We start from the raw sequence: 18,718 nt of genomic DNA, 5'->3' as shown, positions 1-18,718 counted from the left end.
GCCCACGGTATCTAGTCACGAGGCGCTGCGGTGGCGAAGGTCCACAAAATGCCAACCTCGGCGGCGTGTCTGCGTACATTTGCGCACGGTCGTGCGGGCCTGCGGTTGCAGCTGGGATAAGAGTGACGCAAGAGGTTGCGTCCGCTCACTAGGCCCAGACCCTCCGCGCGAGTTCCCAGGGCTTGTCGGCACCCAGCCATACACTCCCGGTGCAACGCCAACCACGCACTGAGAAGGGGGGTCACGGCATGCGGTTCCTACACACCGCCGACTGGCAACTGGGCATGACCCGCCACTTCCTTGCCGGTGACGCCCAGCCCCGCTATTCGGCAGCCCGCCGCGACGCGGTGGCGGCCCTCGGCGCGCTGGCCACGGAGGTGGGCGCGGAATTCGTCGTCGTGTCCGGCGATGTGTTCGAGCACAACCAGCTCGCGCCGCAGGTGATCGGGCAGTCCCTGGAAGCCATGCGCGCCATCAGTATTCCCGTCTACCTGCTGCCGGGCAATCACGACCCGCTCGACGCGTCGTCGGTCTACACCGGCGCGCTGTTCACCTCGGAATGCCCGGACAACGTGGTTGTGCTGGACCGGGCCGGCGTCCACGACATCCGGCCCGGTGTGCAGATCGTCGCGGCGCCGTGGCGGTCCAAGGCGCCCACCACCGATCTGGTCGCCGAAGTCCTCGACGGCCTTGCAGCCGACGGCACCACCCGGGTCCTGGTCGCCCACGGCGGCGTGGACATGCTCGACCCCGACCGTGACAAGCCGTCGCTGATCCGGCTCGCTAACGTCGAGAAAGCGTTGTCGGACAACGTCATCCACTACGTCGCGCTGGGCGATAAGCATTCGCTCACTCAGGTTGGCGGCAGTGGCCGGGTCTGGTATTCCGGGTCACCGGAGGTGACCAACTACGACGACGTGGAGGCCAACCCCGGCCACGTGCTGATCGTCGACATCGACGAGGCCGATCCGCGGCGCCCGGTCAGCGTCCAGGCCCGGCACATCGGCCGGTGGCGTTTCCTGACGTTGCGCAACCAGGTCGACACCAGCCGGTGCATCGCCGATCTGGACGTGAATCTGGACCTGATGCCCGACAAGGACCGCACCGTGGTGCGCCTGGCATTGACCGGGTCGCTGACAGTCACCGACCGCGCGGCGCTCGATGCCTGCCTGGACAGGTACTCCCGGTTGTTCGCCTGGCTGGGGCTGTGGGAGCGGCACACCGATCTGGCCGTCATCCCCGCCGACGGCGAGTTCGACGACCTCGGCATCGGCGGATTCGCGGCCTCGGCGGTCGAGGAGTTGGTGGCAACGGCGCGTGCGGGAACCGACGATGCCGCCGACGCCCAAGCGGCGCTGGCCTTGCTGCTGCGTCTGGCTGACCGGGGTGCGGCATGAAGTTGCACCGGCTGGTCCTGGCGAACTACCGCGGTATCGCCCACCGCGAGATCGAATTTCCCGATCACGGCGTCGTGGTGGTCTACGGCGCCAACGAGATCGGCAAATCCTCGATGATCGAGGCGCTGGATCTGCTGCTGGAATCCAAGGACCGCTCGACGAAGAAAGATGTCAAGCAGGTCAAGCCGGCAAATGCCGACGTCGGCTCGGAGATCACAGCCGAAATCAGCAGTGGTCGTTACCGTTTCGTCTATCGCAAGCGGTTCCACAAGAAGTGCGAGACCGAATTGACGGTGCTGGCGCCGCGCCGCGAACAACTCACCGGCGACGAAGCGCACGAGCGGGTCCGCGCCATATTGGCCGAGACGGTCGACACCGGGCTGTGGCGCGCGCAGCGGGTGCTGCAATCGTCGTCGACTGCCGCGGTGGACTTGTCGGGTTGCGACGCGTTGTCGCGTGCTCTCGACGTCGCCGCCTCGCAATCGGTTGGCGACGCCGCGCTGTCGGGCACCGAGCCGCTGCTGATCGAGCGGATCGACGCCGAATATGCGCGCTATTTCACCGCTACCGGCCGCCCGACCGGGGAGTGGGCTGCCGCGCGGACTCGGCTGGCAGACGCCCAAGCCGCGGCGGCGGAGTGTGCGAAGGCAATGGCCGAGGTCGACGATCGGGTGCATCGCCACGCCGAGTTGACGCGGCAATCGGCCGAGCTGGCCCGCCAGTGTGCGGACACCGGGCCGCGGCTCACCGCGGCGCTGGCCGCCGCCGATCGCGTCAAGGCGCTCACCGACGAGGTGCGCGAGGCCACGCTGATCGCTGCCGCTGCCGCCGCAAACAGCACCGCCTCAGCCGCCGCGCATGCCGGCCGTGTCGCGCTGATCACCGAAATCGACTCCCGTGCGGCAACAATCGCCGCGCTGGTCGCCGAAGCCGAAGAGGCCGTCAGTCAACAGGCGGCGGCGGCCCGTGAAGCCGCGGGTTGCGACGCCGCGGCGCACGAGGCTGTCGCGATTCTGGCCGCGGCGCAGGAGCGCACCGAAGCTGCGCGCCGGGCCCTCGACAGAATCGCCGAGCGCGAGGAAGCCGACCGGGTGAGCGCCCGCCTGGCAAAGATCGACGGACTCGAACGTGACCTCGATCCGATCCGCCAGGAGCTCTCCGGAATCGTGCTGACCGACGAGATGCTGCACCGCATCGAACAGGCTGCCGCGTCCGTCGACCGGGCCGGCGATCAGCTCGAGATGGTCTCCGCGGTGGTGGAATTCACCGCTACCGCCGATATCGAACTTGCTGTCGGTGATCAGCGAGTCCCGCTGCCGGCCGGTCACAGCTGGTCGGTCACCGCCACCGGTCCCACCGACGTGGAGGTCGCCGGTGTGCTGACCGCCCGGGTCACCCCGGGCACGAGCGCCCTCGACGTCCGAGCCAGATATGTTGCCGCGCAACAGGAACTCGCCGCAGCCCTGGAAGCGGGCGGGGCGGCGGACGTTGCGGCGGCACGGTTGGTTCATCAGCGGCGACGCGAGCTGTGCAGTACCCGCGACCGCCTCACCGCGACGCTGGCCGGGCTGTGCGGCGATGAGAACGCCGCCGAACTGCGCGTCAGGCTGGCGCAGTTGCAGGCCGGGCAACCGGCCGAGCCCGACCTGTTCGCCACCGACACCGGTAGCGCCCGGGCCGAACGCGAGGCCGCTGAGGCGGCTCGCTCGATAGCCCAGAAAGAGTGCGAACACCGGCGCGAGATCGCGACAGCCGCCACGCGCCGTCTCGCCGAAATCAGCACGCGGGCTGCGATATTGGGTAACGACGCCGCTACTCAACGCGCCGAACTCGATGCCGCTGTGACCAGACTGGCCGGTGAGCGGGCGACGTTGAGTGACGATGCGCTGGCGGCCAAGGCCGAGGCCGAGCGTCATGTGGCTCATACCGCCGAGCTGCGTCTGGCCGAGCTGAACCAGGTCCTGGCCGCCGCGAATCCGGACCGGATCGCCGCCGAACTCGCCGAGGCGCAGCAGCAGGCCGAGGCGCTGCGCGAGCGCCGCGATGCCGTGCAGGCCGCGTTGCAGGAGATCACCATCGAGCTCGCGGTATTGCGCAGCGAGGGGAGAAAGGGAAGGCTCGACGCCGCCGAGACGGAGCTCGAACAGGCCACCAGCCAGCACGTCCGGGTGGGGGACCGGGCCAGGGCCGCACAGCTGCTGCGGTCGGTGATGTGCCGTCATCGCGACAACACCCGCAAGCGGTATGTCGAGCCCTATCGCGCCGAACTGCAGCGGCTCGGGCGCCCGGTGTTCGGTCCGACGTTCGAGATCGACGTCGACAGTGACCTGCGAATCCTCAACCGAACCTTGGGCGGCGTCACCGTGCCGTATGAGTCATTGTCGGGTGGCGCCAAAGAGCAACTCGGCATTCTGGCGCGATTGGCGGGCGCGGCACTGGTCGCCAAGGAGGACACCGTCCCCGTCATCGTCGACGACGCCCTGGGATTCGCCGACCCCGATCGGTTGGCCAAGATGGGCGAGGTGTTCGACAGCGTGGGTGCGCACGGACAGGTGATCGTGTTGACGTGCAGCCCCACCAGATACGACGGTGTCACGGGTGCGCATCGCATCGATCTGAACGCATAGTGATCGCGGTCACGCGGGAATACACTCGGGCCCATGGTGAGGATCTGCGGCACACGGATGGGCGATGGACATTCAGCCTGACTACGTAGTGATCGGAACCGGCTCGGCCGGCGCCGTGGTGATCAATCGGCTCACCGCTCATGCGGGCACCGAGGTGGTGGCGTTGGAAGCCGGGCCGGGCGACACCAACAGATTCATCGGAATCCCCGCCGCCTTCTCCAAGCTGTTCCGCACCGAGGTCGACTGGGATTACCTCACCGAACCCCAACCCGAGCTCGACGGACGCCAAATCTATTGGCCCCGTGGGAAAGTCCTCGGTGGCTGCTCGTCGATGAACGCAATGATGTGGGTGCGCGGTTTCGGCGCGGACTACGACGAATGGGCCCGGCGCGCCGACGAGCAGTGGTCGGGCTCCGCCGCGCTGGAATACTTCCGCCGCATCGAGGACGTCACCGCGGCCTGGCACTTCGTCAGCGGTGACGACAGCGGGGTGACCGGTCCGCTGCACATCTCCCGCCAGCGCAGTCCCCGCCCTCTGACCGCGGCCTGGCTGGCCGCCACACGCGAGTGCGGCTACCCCGCCGCGCGCCCGAATTCGTCATCACCCGAAGGGTTTTGCGAAACCGTAGTCACGCAGCGCCGCGGCGCCCGATTCAGCACGTCCGACGCCTACCTCAAGCCGGCGATGAGCCGCAAGAACCTCACCCTGCTCACCGACGCCACCGCCACCCGCATCATCTTCGAGGGCACCCGCGCAGTCGGCGTGGAATACCAGCGCGCCGGCCACAGTCACGTGGTGCACGCCCGTCGCGAAGTGGTGCTCTGCGGCGGAGCCGTCAACAGCCCGCAGTTGCTCATGCTCTCCGGCATCGGCGACCGTGACCAACTGGCCGAGCACGGCATCGAGGTCGTGCACCACGCACCCGAGGTGGGTCAGAACCTGATCGACCACCTGGTGACGCCCGTCGGTTTCGACGTCGACGACGGCAGCCTGTTCGCCGCCGAGAAGCCGAAACAGTTGATCAACTACCTGCTGCGGCGGCGCGGCATGCTCACGTCCAATGTGGGCGAGGCGTACGGATTCGTCCGCAGCCGGCCCGATCTCGAGTTGCCCGACCTGGAACTGATCTTCGCCCCGGCGCCCTTTTACGACGAGGCGCTGCAGCCCGCGGCCGGGCACGGCGTCGTCTTCGGGCCCATCCTGGTGGCCCCCGAAAGCCGCGGCCAGATCACGCTGCGCTCCGGCGATCCCTACGACAAGCCGCTCATCGATCCGCGTTATCTCTCCGACCCCCGGGATCGCGAGGCCATGATGGTGGGTTTGCGCATCTGCGCGGAACTGGCCCAGGCCCCCTCGCTGCGCGACGTGCTCGGCCCGGTGGTGCGGCCACGCAACTGTGCTCAACTCGACGACGCGACCCTCGAACAGGCCCTGAATCTCTGCTCGCACACCCTCTACCACCCGATGGGCACCTGCCGGATGGGCAGCGACGACGCCAGCGTGGTGGACCCGCAGCTCAAGGTGCGGGGAGTCGACCACCTCCGGGTCGCCGACGCCTCAGTGATGCCCAGCACCATTCGCGGGCACACCCATGCTCCCTCGGTGCTGATCGGGGAGAAGGCCGCCGATCTGATCCGCAGCTAACGCACAGCCAACCGACGTGCCGGGCACTGCTGATCTGTGCACAATGGCACGCATGATGGCACGCATGACGGGCTGCCTCCGATGACCATGAACGCCAAACGGCGCCGGGTGCACGACAAACTGGCCAAGTGGCCGGGGGTGCGGCCGGTACGCCGTCCGGTAACCCCCGGCAGCGACGAGGAATTCGACCTGTTCTACGTCCGCACCGGCCACAAGTCGGCGCACCCGCTAGTGGTCATCCCAGGCGGTCCCGGGGTGGCATCTCTGCGGCTCTACCAGGGATTTCGCCGCCGCGCCGCCGCCGCCGGTCTCGACATCATCATGATCGAGCACCGCGGGTTGGGCATGTCGCGCCACGATGACGCGGGCGCCGACCTGCCGCCGGAGGCAATGACCATCGAGCAGGTGGTCGACGACGTCGCTGCCGTGCTGGACGACGCGCACGTCGACTCGGCGGTCATCTACGGCTCCTCGTACGGCAGCTACATCGCCGCGGGTGTCGGTGTCCGTCATCCCGCGCGGGTGCACGCGATGGTCCTGGACTCACCCGTGCTGTCCGCGCGCGACATCGTCGCGGTGCGCGACGCGATCCGGGGTGTGTTGCTGACCGGCGACAGCCCCGACACCGCGGAGCTGGCGCCCAAGATCCGGCGTCTGGTCGATGCCGGGGTGATGACCCCGTCCGCGGGGCAGGTCGCCGCGACGGTGTACGGCTATGGCGGGGCGCCGATGCTCAATCATCAGCTCGACCTGCTGCTCACCGGGCGCAGGATGTTGTGGCGGGCGCTGGTTCGCTTCACCACCATGAGCGTGAACCAGAAGGTGCCCTACCGGTACGAATCCGACCTGGTGAGCCGCATCGCCTTCCGCGAGCTCGACTACGCCGCCGAACCCGACGGACTGCCCCTCGACCCGGCCGCGGCGGTGCGCGAAACACTGGTCAAGACAGCCGAATTCGAAGCCGAGCCGTACGATCTGATAGCCGAACTGCCGAGATTCGACTGGCCCACCGTGGTGATCGCCGGCGGGCGTGACCTGATCACGCCGCTGACGGTGGCCGAACGGGCGATGTCGCTGCTGCCCAACGCGCAGCTGCTGCAATTGCCCACGATGGCGCACAGTGCGCTGGACTTCCGGGAGCCGGCCGCGCTGGCGATCGCCGGGGCGGTGTGCCGCGGCGAGGTCGACGGGCTGGCCGGACGCGCCGAGGAGCTGGACACGCTGCCGCCCCGGCTGCCGATGCGCGTGCTGTGGAAGGCAATTGACGTCGCGGCCACCGTGGAGGCGGCGGTGCCGCCGCTGCTGCACCGCGTCAGCGCATGAACCCGATCGCGGTGTAGTCCAGGTCCGCCAACCCGCGGGCGCCGAAGTTCGCCAGCTTGCTGCGCACCGCCACCGGGCCGGGGGACTGGATTAGCGGCAGGCTGAATCCTTCGGCCCAGATGAGCCGGTCGACGTCGTTGGCCAGCGCCCGGGCCTTCCCGGGGTCGAGCTCACTCAACGTCCGCTCGATCGCGTCGTCGATCTCCGGGCTGCCGATCTTGCCGAAGTTGCTGTCTCCGTTGGACGCGTAGATCTGGGTGAGCCCGGACAACGGGAACGCGTCGCCCACCCAGCCGAACAACGCGATGTCGAACGCGCCGACGTTGACGTAGTCGCGGAAAAAGCCGCTGCCGGAACGTGATTGCAGATCCAGCTTGACGCCGATCTCGGCGAGGCTGTGCTGGGCGATCTGGGTGACCGCTTTGGTGCTCTGGGCGTCGTAGAACAGCATCCGCACCACGAGTTGCCGGCCGTCCTTCTCGCGGAACCCGGCCTCAGGATTGAGTTTCCAGCCCAGGGCATCGAGTTCGCGTGCGGCCCGCTGCGGGTCGTACGGGATGCTGTTGTCCTGATAGCCCTCCTGCCCGGCCACGAAGATGTGGTTGTTCAGCGGCACCGGGTCGCGGGTGAGTCCGTGCAGGGCAACGTTGGCGATGGTGCGCCGGTCGATCCCTTCGCTGACCGCCAGGCGCAGCGACTGGTCGGACAGGATCGACCCCTTGGCGCCGTTTATGGTGAAGTGCGTCCACACCGGTGCCGGTGCCTGCCTGATCGAGATGCCCTTCGTGCGTTCGGCGATGATGAGCTGGTCGAGCGAGGCGACCCCGGTCGCGTCGATCGTGTTGTTCTGCAGCGCCGGCAGCCGGGCCGGGTCATCGAGCACCAGATAGGTGATGGAGTCCAGCCGCGGCTGGGTGCCCCACCATCTGGGGTTGCGGGTCAACACGATTCGCTGCTTGGCGCGATCCAGCGTGCTCATGATGAACGGTCCGGCGGTCACCCCCGGCGCATCGAGCCAGCCTTTGTTGAACGCCTCGGGTGTGGCGGTCACACTTTCGGGCAGCAGCATGCCGTTGCCGGCGAACATGCCACGCCACTCGGCGTAAGGCTTGGCGAAAGTCATGATCGCCTGGCGGTCGTCGACGCCGCGGGTCACCGAGGCGACGCGGTCGGCGCCATTGGTGGTGGCGATCTCGAAGGCGCTGTCGGTGCCGCTGGTGGCGTGGATCTGACTGGCGATGTCGCGCCAGGTGATGGGGCTGCCGTCGGACCAGACCGCTTTGGGATTGATGGTGTAGGTGATGACCTGCGGGTTGGTGCCGGTGAGCTCGACGCTGGTGAAGTAGTTGGTGTTGACGGTCGCCGAGCCGTCGGCCCCGATGGTGAAGGCGCTGGGCAGCGTGGCCTTCATCATCCCGGCGGTCTCCGAGGAGTTTCCGTCGATGTGCAGGATATTGAAGTTGGGTGGAAAGTCGATCAGGGCCAGCCGCAGGTTGCCGCCCTCTTGCAGGGTCTGCGGGTTCTGCGGGTTGAGGTCACTCGCGGTGCCGACGGCGCCGCGGCCGGCGGGTGTCAGTTGGCCGCCGGTCGAGCACCCGGACAACACCAACACCGCCGCCAGCATCGCCACCGCGACCCGGCCCGCCCGGCTACGCACGGCCCGGCTCGGGTTGCGGCACCGCGCCCAGTAGCCGGCGCGTGTACTCGTGTTGCGGATTGCCGAACACCTCCCGGCTTTCGCCCTGCTCCACCACCGCGCCGCGGAACATCACCACCACCTGATGCGCCAGATGTTTCACCACCGAAAGATCGTGGGAGACGAAGAGATAGGACAGACCGAACTGATCCTGCAGGTCGAGCAGCAGGTTGATGATCCCGGCCTGAATGGAAACGTCGAGGGCCGACACGGGTTCGTCGAGCGCCAGGATCTTGGGCTGCAGCGCCAGGGCGCGTGCGATCCCGATGCGCTGTTTCTGTCCGCCGGAGAATTCGGCGGGATAACGGTTGGCGTCGGCGCGGCGCAGGCCCACGATGTCGAGCAGCTCGGCTACCCGGGCGTTGCTGTCGCCTTTGCTGAATCCGTTGGCGCGCAACGGTTCGGCCAGTAGCTCGGAGACGGGCAGTCGAGGGTCCAACGATGCCACCGGGTCCTGGAACACCGCCTGGATATCGCGGCGCAACGACCGGCGGCTGGCCGGGCGCAGCGTGCTGACATCGGTGCCCAGCACCTCGATCGAACCCGACTGCGGCGCAGTGAGTTCCAGGATCTGGTTCAGCGTGGTCGACTTGCCCGAACCGGACTCGCCGACGATGCCCACCGTGCGGCCCTGGTGCAGTTCGAAGCTGACGCCGTCGACCGCCCGGACTTCGCCGACGGTGCGGCGCAGCACCACGCCCTTGGTCAGGGGATAGGTCTTGACCAGATCCCGCACCCGCACGACGACGGTCGAGTGGTCGGGTGCGGCGACCGCTTGTTCGGTGGCGACATCGTAGATCTCGGCCGCGCTGCGCCCGGCGGCCTTGTCGGTGCGGATGCAGGCCGCCCGATGCTCCGGCCCCACCTCGGTCAATTCTGGCTCGCCCGAACGGCATTCGTCGATGGCCAGCGGACAGCGCGGCGCGAACGGGCACCCCGGCTCCAGCCCCGCCAACGACGGCGGCGCGCCGGGGATGGGCACCAGCCGGGTGCCCTGCGGGGCGTCCAATCGCGGCACCGAGCCCAATAATCCGATGGTGTAGGGCATTTGACGGTCACGGTAGAGGTCGCCGACCCCGGCCGACTCGACCACCCGCCCGGCGTACATCACCAGAGCCCGGTCGGCGAACTCGGCGACCACACCGAGGTCGTGGGTGATGATGAGGACACCTGCGCCGGTCACGTCGCGCGCCTTCTTGAGTACCTCGAGGATCTGCGCCTGCACGGTCACGTCCAGCGCGGTGGTGGGTTCGTCGCAGATCAGCAGGTCCGGGTCATTGGCGATCGCCATCGCGATCACCACCCGTTGCCGTTCCCCGCCGGACAGCTCGTGCGGAAAGGCGCGCGCCCGCTGCGCAGGCTGGGAGATACCGACCAGTTCGAGAAGTTCCACCGCGCGCTCGCGGGCGGCCTTCTTGCCGACGTCATGCTGGTGCACCCGGATCGCCTCGGCGATCTGATCGCCGACGGTATACACCGGGGTCAGCGCCGACATGGGGTCCTGGAACACCATTCCGATCGACTTGCCGCGAAACCGCGACATCCCGTCGTCGCCCAGCCCCAGCAGTTCGGTGCCCTGCAGCCGCACCGAGCCGCTCGCTGTCGCGTACTCCGGCAGCAGGCCCATCACCGCCATCGCCGCGGCGGACTTGCCCGATCCCGATTCGCCGACCATCGCCACCACTTCACCTGGGTTGACGTGGTAGCTGATGCCGCGGACCGCGGTCACCGGGACGCCGTCGGTGGGGAAGGTGACGGCCAGGTCGGCCACTTCCAGCAGCGAACTCATTCGGCACCCCGTCGCAGGGTCCGGGCGCCGGGATCCAGCGCGTCCCGCAGCCCGTCACCGGTCAGGTTGGCGCACAACACGATCAGCACCAACACCCCGGCCGGAACCAGGAAGACCCACGGGAAGGTGGTGGCGGCCTGGGTGCCGTCGGCGATCAGGGTGCCCAGCGAGACGTCGGGGGGCTGGACGCCGAAACCCAGGAAGCTCAAGCCGGTTTCGGCCAGAATGGCGAACCCGACGTTGAGGGTGGCGTCGATGATCAGGATGGACGCCACATTGGGCAGCACGTGGCCGACGATGATCTTGCGACTGGACACGCCCATATACCGTGCGGCGCGGATGAAGTCGTGCTCGCGCAGGCTCATGGTCAGGCCGCGCACCATGCGGGAACTGACCATCCAGCTGAAGGCGGCCAGCAGCAACACCAGCGACATGATGTTGGCCGAGTTCCTGGTTCGCGGTGAGACGATGGCAATTAGGATGAAACTGGGCACCACCAGCATCAGGTCGACCACGAACATCAGCAGCCCGTCGCGCCAGTCCTTGAAGTAGCCGGCGATCGATCCCACCGTGGCGGCGATACCGGTCGAGATCACCGCCACGCAGAGGCCGATCAACATCGACTTCTGCATTCCGCGCAGCGTCTGCGCCAGCATGTCCTGGCCGATTGCGTTGGTGCCCAACCAATGCCGGGCGTTGGGCGGTTGCAGCAGCGCGTTGAAATCGAGGTCGCGGTAGGAGTAGGGCAGCAGCGGTGGCAGCGCGTAGCAGCCGATGAACAGCAGCACCAGCAACGCCAGCGCCACCACTGCCGACCGGTTGCGCAGGAACCGGCGCAGCACCAGCGTGCGGCGCGAGGTGAATTCGGTGGTCTCGACCGCGGTCATGACACCCGCACCCGTGGGTCCAGCGCGGCGTACAGGATGTCGGACAACAGCCCCGCCAACAACGTGACGGCGGCGGAGAACAGCGTGATCGCCGCGATGATGTTGGTGTCCTGGGTGGCGATGCCGCGGATGGTCCATTCACCCATGCCGTGCCAGCCGAAGATCTTCTCGACGAACACCGCGCCGCCGACCAGACCGGCGACACTGTAGGCGAACAGCGTCGCCATCGGGATCAGCGCGGTGCGCAGCCCGTGTTTGACCAGTGCGCGGCGACGCGTCAGGCCTTTGGCGCGGGCGGTGCGGATGAAATCCTGACCGAGGACATCCAGCATCGCATTGCGCTGGTAGCGGCTGTAGCCGGCCGCGGCGCTCAGCGTCAGGGTCAGCGTGGGCAGGATCAAGTGTTTCAACCGGTCAGCGACCGCGGCCCAGCTGCCCTCGATCACACCCGGTGACGTCTCGCCGGTGTAGTCGAAGAGCTGAACGCCCAAAGCCCAGTTGGTTCGCAGCGCCCCCATGATCAGCAGGTTGGCGATGACGAAGGTCGGCGTGCTCAGGATGAGCAGCGCGGTGACGGTGACGACACGGTCGCTGAGCCGGTACTGGCGTATCGCGCCCCATGCTCCGAGCGTCACTCCGAGCAGCGTGCCCAGAACCGAGCCGACGAGCAGCAATCGCAGGGTCACTCCGATGCGGCGTCCCAGCTCGACGCCGACGGGCTGGCCGGTGATCGTCTTGCCGAAATCACCGTGCGCGGCGTGGGATACCCAGTTCACGTAGCGGATCGGGATGGGCCGATCGAGGCCGAGGTCGTGAGCCTTGGCGTCGATCACCGCTTTCGGGGGCCGCGGACTGCGCTGCATCAGGCTTTCCAGCGGCGAGAACGCCACCGAGGTGAGGCAGAAGGTCAGAAACGACGCCAGCGCCAGCAGCACGACGTACTTCGCCAGCCGGCGCAGCAGAAAACGCGTCACGCCCTACCACCCTGCCGCATTGGGACAGGGTAACGATCCCTGCGGTGACAATGCGGTTCGGACATTCCGATCCCGCTGATCCGCACCGGTGAAATCCGGCGAGTCGGTTGTTAAGATCCGCGGCGACCCGCTGGCAAATACTATTCCGCGATACCCGAGGGAGACTTGCGTGACCGTAACCGACGACTACCTGGCCAACAACGCCAACTACGCGAGCAGCTTCCAGGGCCCGTTGCCGCTGCCGCCGAGCAAACACGTCGCGGTGCTGGCGTGCATGGATGCCCGCCTCGACGTGTACCGGGCGCTCGGGATCAACGAGGGGGAGTCGCACGTCATCCGCAACGCCGGCGGGGTGGCCACCGACGACGCCATCCGGTCGCTGGCGATATCCCAGCGGCTGCTGGGGACCAAAGAGATCATCCTGATCCACCACACCGACTGCGGCATGCTCACCTTCACCGATGACGAGTTCAAGCGCGGCATCCAGGAGGAGACCGGCGTGAAGCCGCCGTGGGCGGCCGAGGCCTTCCCGGACATCGCCGAGGACGTCCGCCAGTCGCTGCGCCGGATCGAGAACAGTCCCTTCGTCACCAAGCACGAGTCGTTGCGCGGGTTCATCTTCGACGTCGCGACCGGCAAGCTCGAAGAGGTCACCCTATAGGGCGAGCAGCCGCAAACGCCCCCATTTCGTGCCGAAATGAGGGGCGTTTGCGTCTGCTCGCGAGGGTCCTGTGCGTAGGCGGCGTCGATCAGCCGTCGTCGTGCGCGGCCTGGAAGTCCTCCACATGCTGCGCCACCTCGACGACGTGCTCGAAACGCGCGACGTGGAACAGCGCATCACCCTGGTGGACGATGGGCAGCTGGCTCCGCCCGATTACCAGCCCGGAATGGTCCGCGCTCACCGCGATCTCGGCGTCGCCGTAGGGATCGCTGATCGTGCCGATCTGCTCGCCGCGCGCGACCCGGGCACCGAGCGGCTTCGCGGCGCGGAACATGCCGCTCTCCGGCGCGCGCACCCAGGCGCTCGAGCGCGCCACGAACGGCTCGGCGCCGACGCGGTGCCGGCGTGACGACGGGAGCATGCCGAGCGCACGCATCACGTTGACGATGCCCTGTACCCCAGGGCGGATGGCCAGCTCGGCGAAGCGCAGCGCCTCGCCTGCCTCGTAGAGCAGCGTCGGGATCCCTAACGCTGCGGCCGCCTCGCGCAGCGAGCCGTCGCGGACCGCGGCGTTGATCAGTACCGGCACCCCGAAGCTGCGTGCCAGCGCGAGGGTCTCGGGGTCGTCGAGGTTGCCGCGTATCTGCGGAAGGTTGTCGCGATGGATGGCCGCGGTGTGCAGGTCGATCCCGTGGGTGCAATTGGCGACGATGTCGGTCATGAACCGGTCGGCGAGCTTGGCGGTCAGCGACCCCCGCCCCGAGCCGGGGAACGAGCGGTTTAGGTCGCGCCGGTCGGGAAGATACCGCGAGTGGTGAAGCACCCCATACACATTCACGATCGGGATGGCGATCAGCGTTCCGCGCAACTTCGCCAGCGCTGGCCGGCGCAGCAGGCGGCGGATGATCTCGACTCCATTCAGCTCGTCGCCGTGTACCGCGGCGCACACGAACAGCCGCGGGCCGTCCCGCTGGCCCCGCACCACCTGCACCCGCATGGTCAGTGGCGTGTGGGTGTAAAGCTGCGGGATCGGCAGCTCGATGGTGGCGCGCGTGCCCGGGGCGATTGACTCGCCGCCGATCACCACGTCGGTGCTCAACCTTTACCCCGGGTGTTGGTCTTGCCGTGCCGGGCGTGCTTCTCGATGAATTCGATGATGAGCTTGGCGACGTCGCGCTTGGTCGCCTCTTCGATGCCTTCGAGGCCGGGCGACGAATTGACCTCGAGAACCACCGGACCGTGGTTGGAGCGCAGGATGTCGACGCCGGAGACGTTCAGGCCCAGGCGCTGCGCGGCGCGCACCGCGGTCGAGCGCTCCTCCGGGGTGAGCCGGATCAGCGAGGCAGCGCCGCCGCGGTGCAGGTTGGAGCGGAACTCGCCGGGCTTCGCCTGGCGCTTCATCGCCGCGACCACCTTGTTGCCGATCACGAAGCAGCGGAGGTCCGCGCCGTGCGCCTCCTTGATGTACTCCTGAACCAGGAAGTTCGCCTGCAGCCCCCGGAAGGCCTCGATGATCGCCTCGGCCGCAGAGCGGGTCTCACACAGCACGGTGCCCTTGCCCTGGGTGCCCTCCAGCAGCTTGACCACCAGCGGCGCGCCACCGACGATTTCGATCAGCTCGGACGTGGCGTCGGTGGAGTGCGCGAAGGCGGTGACCGGCAGCCCGATTCCGGCGCGCGCCAGGATCTGCAGCGAGCGCAGCTTGTCGCGTGACCGGGTGATCGCGACCGACTCGTTGAGGCAGTACGTGCCCATCATCTCGAACTGACGCACCACCGCCGAACCGTAGAACGTCACCGACGCGCCGATCCGGGGAATCACCGCGTCGAAGGTCTCGAGCTCCTCGCCGCGGTAGTGGACGGCCGGATCGTGCGAGGCGATGTCCATGTAGCACTTGAGGTGATCGAGTACCACGACGTCGTGGCCGCGCTGCTCTGCGGCCTCGACCAGCCGCCGGGTGGAGTACAGCTTCGGATTGCGGGACAGGATCGCGATTCTCATGATTGTTCTTTCGGCAGCCGGTCGGCGCCCAGGCGCGGTCGTCCTGACAGATAGGAGCGGGCCGGGTCGACGTGGAAGCGTCCGCGCAGCGCGGTTCGCCCGAGCAGCATCCGGAAACGCATGGTCTCTCGGTCGGTGAGGGTGATCTCGGCGAGGAAGCGCTCGCCGAACACCTCGACCGTGGTTTCGATGACGAAGCGCCGCTCCCGGTGCCCGCCCGAATCCGCGACCATGCGCTCGTCCAAAACGTCGGCGAGGCAGATGCGTTCGACGCTCGCGTCATGCTGCAGCGGTCGCATCCCGAATCGCACCCGTCGCCGCCCGTTCTCGACCAGCGGCTCCACAAAGAACGCGTGCAGCGCGGAGGTCCGCGCACCGGTATCCACCTTGCATTTGATGTGTTCAATCCCCAGGTCGGGAAGCGACACCCACTCGCGCCATCCGAGCAGCGCGCATTCCCCGTGATCGATATTGCCCGCCATGGACCTGTGAGACTCCGACCGGAAACGTGTTGGACAGGAGCGCCGAGGGTCGCGCGATCGGCGTCGGCGTAGAAGCCGGAATCTATCACCCGTACGGACGCGAAGCGGGGCGCCCCGGTCGCTTTCCTGCGGCGCGTCCTCGCCCCACCGGGCCGGCGTCAGCCCACCTTGTAGACCGCCAGCGCCTTCGCGAGCAGCGCGCCCTGGGGGTCCACGATCTCGGCCTCGCAGTTGCCCATGGTCGCGCACCGGGCGCGAGCAGACGGGAACTCGCACGATCTGTCGCCAACCTGTGCGAGTTCGCGTCTGCTCGCCACGGGGAGGTGCCCCAGCTCGCCCGGGGCACTAACCGTTGACACCGGCAATCCGGGCTGGTTCTATATCTTCTAATAACAGTAAATCTGGTCAATCCAACCAACTTAACCGGGAAACGATGCTGATGACCACTGACGTCAAAGCCGCCCCCGCCGCCGGTCAGTACGAGTTGAGCCACCTGCGCTCGCTCGAGGCCGAGGCGATTCACATCATCCGAGAAGTGGCCGCCGAGTTCGAGCGGCCCGTGCTGCTGTTCTCCGGCGGCAAGGACTCCATCGTGATGCTGCACTTGGCGCTCAAGGCTTTTCGGCCAGGCCGCCTCCCATTCCCGGTCATGCACGTGGACACCGGACACAACTTCGACGAGGTCCTGCAGACCCGCGACGAGCTGGTCGCCGAAGCCGGGGTGCGCCTGGTGGTGGCGTCGGTGCAGGACGACATCGATGCCGGCCGGGTGGTGGAGACCATCCCGTCGCGCAATCCGCTGCAGACCGTCACGCTGCTGCGCGCGATCGCGGAGAACAAGTTCGACGCGGCGTTCGGCGGCGCTCGCCGCGACGAGGAGAAGGCGCGGGCCAAGGAGCGGGTGTTCAGCTTCCGGGACGAGTTCGGCCAGTGGGACCCCAAGGCGCAACGGCCCGAACTGTGGAACCTCTACAACGGGCGCCACCACAAGGGTGAGCACATCCGGGTCTTCCCGCTGTCCAACTGGACCGAGTTCGACATCTGGTCCTACATCGGCGCGGAGAAGGTCAAATTGCCGTCGATCTATTTCGCGCACCGCCGCAAGGTTTTTCAGCGCGACGGGATGCTGCTGGCGGTGCACCGGCACCTGCAGCCGCGCGCCGATGAAAAGGTGTTCGAGACCTCGGTGCGGTTCCGCACCGTCGGCGACGTCACGTGCACGGGATGCGTGGAATCCGAAGCCGCCACCGTGTCGGAGGTCATTGCCGAGACCGCGGTGTCACGATTGACAGAACGCGGAGCCACCAGGGCGGACGACCGGATATCGGAGGCCGGCATGGAAGACCGGAAGCGGCAGGGGTACTTCTGATGACGACATTGTTGCGCCTTGCGACCGCAGGTTCGGTCGACGACGGCAAATCCACTCTGATCGGGCGGCTGCTCTACGACTCCAAGGCGGTGATGGAGGACCAATGGGCGGCCGTCGAGAAGACGTCGAAGGACCGCGGTCACGAGTACACCGACCTCGCACTGGTCACCGACGGCCTGCGCGCCGAGCGCGAGCAGGGCATCACCATCGACGTCGCCTACCGCTATTTCGCCACTCCCAAGCGGAAATTCATCATCGCGGACACCCCCGGCCACATCCAGTACACCCGCAACATGGTGACCGGCGCCTCCACCGCTCAGTTGGTGATCGTGCTCGTCGACGCGCGGCACGGCCTGCTGGAGCAGTCGCGGCGGCACGCGTTCCTGGCGTCGCTGTTGGGCATCCAGCACATCGTGCTGGCCGTCAACAAGATGGACCTGATCGGTTGGGACAAAGAACAATTCGAGGCGATCCGGGACGACTTCCACGCCTTCGCCGCGCGGCTGGACGTGCAGGATGTCGCCACCATCCCGATCTCCGCACTGCACGGCGACAACGTGGTGACCAAGTCCGACAAGGCGCCCTGGTACGAGGGGCCGGCGTTGCTGTCTCACCTGGAAGAGGTGTTCATCGCCGGTGACCGCAACCTGGTGGACGTGCGGTTCCCCGTTCAATACGTGATCCGCCCGCACACCCTCGAGCACCAGGACCACCGCAGCTACGCCGGCACCGTGGCCAGCGGCGTGATGCGCCCCGGTGACGAGGTGGTGGTGCTTCCCGTCGGCAAGACCACCCGGATCGCCGCCATCGAAGGACCGAATGGTCCTGTCGCAGAAGCATTTCCGCCGATGGCCGTCTCGATCAGCCTGGCTGACGACATCGACATCTCGCGCGGGGACATGATCGCCCGCACCAACAACCAGCCCAGGGTCACCCAGCAGTTCGACGCGACCGTGTGCTGGATGGCCGACGGGTCGGCGCTGGAACCCGGCCGCGATTACGTCATCAAGCACACCACCCGGACGACCCGTGCGCGGATCACCGGACTGGACTACCGGCTCGACGTCAACACCCTGCACCGTGACAAGACGGCGACGGCGCTCAAACTCAACGAACTCGGTCGCATTTCGCTGCGTACCCAGGTGCCCCTGCTGCTCGACGAGTACTCGCGCAACGCCAGCACGGGGTCCTTCATCCTCATCGATCCCGACACCAACGGCACGGTCGCCGCGGGCATGGTGCTGCGCGATGTCGCGGCCCAGAAGGCGAGCCCGAACACGGTGCGGCACAAGTCGCTGGTCACCGCCGGCGATCGGGCGATACAGGGCAGGACGGTCTGGCTCACCGGTTTGTCCGGTGCGGGCAAGTCGTCGGTGGCCATGCTGGTCGAACAGAAGCTGCTCGAAAAGGGTATTCCCGCTTACGTTCTCGACGGTGACAACCTGCGGCACGGCCTGAACGCCGATCTGGGCTTCAGCATGGCCGACCGGGCTGAGAACCTGCGCCGGCTGGCGCATGTCGCCACCTTGCTGGCGGATTCCGGTCAGATCGTCCTGGTGCCGGCGATCAGCCCGCTGGCAGAACACCGGGAGATGGCCCGGAAGGTTCACGCCGACGCCGGTTTCGAGTTCTTCGAGGTGTTCTGCGACACCCCGCTCAAAGAGTGTGAACGGCGCGACCCCAAGGGGCTGTACGCCAAAGCGCGCGCGGGGGAGATCACGCACTTCACCGGGATCGACAGCCCGTACCAGCGGCCCAAGAACCCCGATTTGCGGCTCACCGCCGACCGCAGCGTCGAAGAGCAGGCGCAGAGCGTGATCGACATGCTGGAAGTGCGCGCCTAAGGAGCCCGGCAGCCGAGGCTGGC

The 18,718-nt window shown here is 67.5% G+C and carries 13 protein-coding genes and 2 pseudogenes; 7 read left to right on the top strand and 8 right to left on the bottom strand.

Annotation, left to right across the window (positions count from 1 at the left end; genetic code table 11):
• Positions 1-248 precede the first annotated feature (248 nt).
• From QXH22_RS21575 to QXH22_RS21560, 4 genes are all read left to right on the top strand, one after another.
• A complete protein-coding gene (locus QXH22_RS21575) occupies positions 249-1,397 on the top strand; it encodes an exonuclease SbcCD subunit D (RefSeq protein ID WP_306276970.1) in 1,149 nt (382 codons plus the stop codon).
• Positions 1,394-4,024 carry an AAA family ATPase gene (locus tag QXH22_RS21570; RefSeq protein WP_306276969.1) on the top strand — a complete coding sequence of 877 codons (2,631 nt, stop codon included), beginning with the start codon at positions 1,394-1,396 and terminating at the stop codon, positions 4,022-4,024. Before QXH22_RS21575 ends, QXH22_RS21570 begins: the two co-directional genes overlap by 4 nt.
• A 64-nt stretch (positions 4,025-4,088) precedes the next feature.
• Positions 4,089-5,669: a GMC family oxidoreductase gene (locus QXH22_RS21565; protein ID WP_306276968.1), complete on the top strand. Its 1,581-nt coding sequence runs from the start codon at positions 4,089-4,091 to the stop codon at positions 5,667-5,669.
• A gap of 81 nt (positions 5,670-5,750) precedes the next feature.
• Entirely contained in the window at positions 5,751-6,992 is a 1,242-nt protein-coding gene (locus tag QXH22_RS21560) for an alpha/beta hydrolase (protein WP_306276967.1), read from the top strand.
• On the opposite strand, the gene QXH22_RS21555 is transcribed toward QXH22_RS21560, so the two are convergent.
• Genes QXH22_RS21555 through QXH22_RS21540 form a run of 4 tightly spaced genes read right to left on the bottom strand, consistent with a single transcriptional unit; the run spans position 6,982 to position 12,338 of the window.
• Positions 6,982-8,616, bottom strand: a complete 1,635-nt coding sequence (locus QXH22_RS21555; RefSeq protein ID WP_306277349.1) for an ABC transporter family substrate-binding protein — start codon at positions 8,614-8,616, stop codon at positions 6,982-6,984. The two genes, QXH22_RS21560 and QXH22_RS21555, sit on opposite strands and share 11 nt — an antisense overlap.
• A gap of 25 nt (positions 8,617-8,641) precedes the next feature.
• Positions 8,642-10,477 carry an ABC transporter ATP-binding protein gene (locus tag QXH22_RS21550; protein ID WP_306276966.1) on the bottom strand — a complete coding sequence of 612 codons (1,836 nt, stop codon included), beginning with the start codon at positions 10,475-10,477 and terminating at the stop codon, positions 8,642-8,644.
• Entirely contained in the window at positions 10,474-11,364 is an 891-nt protein-coding gene (locus tag QXH22_RS21545) for an ABC transporter permease (protein WP_306245287.1), read from the bottom strand. The genes QXH22_RS21550 and QXH22_RS21545 overlap by 4 nt, the downstream gene beginning before the upstream one ends.
• The gene (locus QXH22_RS21540) at positions 11,361-12,338 is read right to left on the bottom strand and encodes an ABC transporter permease (RefSeq protein WP_306245286.1); all 978 of its coding nucleotides are present in this window, start codon (positions 12,336-12,338) and stop codon (positions 11,361-11,363) included. Before QXH22_RS21540 ends, QXH22_RS21545 begins: the two co-directional genes overlap by 4 nt.
• Positions 12,339-12,507: 169 nt before the next feature.
• Here QXH22_RS21540 and QXH22_RS21535 point away from each other — a divergent pair, with 169 nt between their 5' ends.
• A complete protein-coding gene (locus QXH22_RS21535) occupies positions 12,508-12,999 on the top strand; it encodes a carbonic anhydrase (RefSeq protein ID WP_306245284.1) in 492 nt (163 codons plus the stop codon).
• A gap of 88 nt (positions 13,000-13,087) precedes the next feature.
• Here QXH22_RS21535 and QXH22_RS21530 read toward each other — a convergent pair whose 3' ends face one another.
• The 4 genes and pseudogenes from QXH22_RS21530 to QXH22_RS21515 form a co-directional block, all read right to left on the bottom strand.
• The gene (locus QXH22_RS21530; protein ID WP_306276965.1) at positions 13,088-14,098 is read right to left on the bottom strand and encodes a succinylglutamate desuccinylase/aspartoacylase family protein; all 1,011 of its coding nucleotides are present in this window, start codon (positions 14,096-14,098) and stop codon (positions 13,088-13,090) included.
• Positions 14,095-15,000: a 30S ribosomal protein S6--L-glutamate ligase gene (gene rimK, locus QXH22_RS21525; protein WP_306245281.1), complete on the bottom strand. Its 906-nt coding sequence runs from the start codon at positions 14,998-15,000 to the stop codon at positions 14,095-14,097. Before rimK ends, QXH22_RS21530 begins: the two co-directional genes overlap by 4 nt.
• Positions 14,997-15,482, bottom strand: a complete 486-nt coding sequence (locus QXH22_RS21520; RefSeq protein ID WP_306276964.1) for a RimK/LysX family protein — start codon at positions 15,480-15,482, stop codon at positions 14,997-14,999. The genes rimK and QXH22_RS21520 overlap by 4 nt, the downstream gene beginning before the upstream one ends.
• Before the next feature lie 158 nt (positions 15,483-15,640).
• Positions 15,641-15,718 (bottom strand): annotated as a pseudogene (locus QXH22_RS21515) (PaaI family thioesterase); the annotation flags it as partial.
• Positions 15,719-15,853: 135 nt separating this feature from the next.
• Between QXH22_RS21515 and cysD the strand changes: the two are divergent.
• Positions 15,854-16,851 (top strand): annotated as a pseudogene (gene cysD, locus QXH22_RS21510) (sulfate adenylyltransferase subunit CysD).
• On the top strand, positions 16,851-18,695 hold the full coding sequence (gene cysC, locus QXH22_RS21505) for an adenylyl-sulfate kinase (protein ID WP_306276963.1): 1,845 nt from the start codon (positions 16,851-16,853) through the stop codon (positions 18,693-18,695). The pseudogene cysD and the gene cysC overlap by 1 nt, the downstream one beginning before the upstream one ends.
• The last annotated feature ends 23 nt before the right edge of the window (positions 18,696-18,718 follow it).

Source organism: Mycobacterium sp. TY814, assembly GCF_030755175.1.
Classification (GTDB): Bacteria; Actinomycetota; Actinomycetes; order Mycobacteriales; family Mycobacteriaceae; genus Mycobacterium.
Note: the sequence above shows the minus strand (reverse complement) of the source record. Positions and strands in the feature narration are given on the sequence as shown.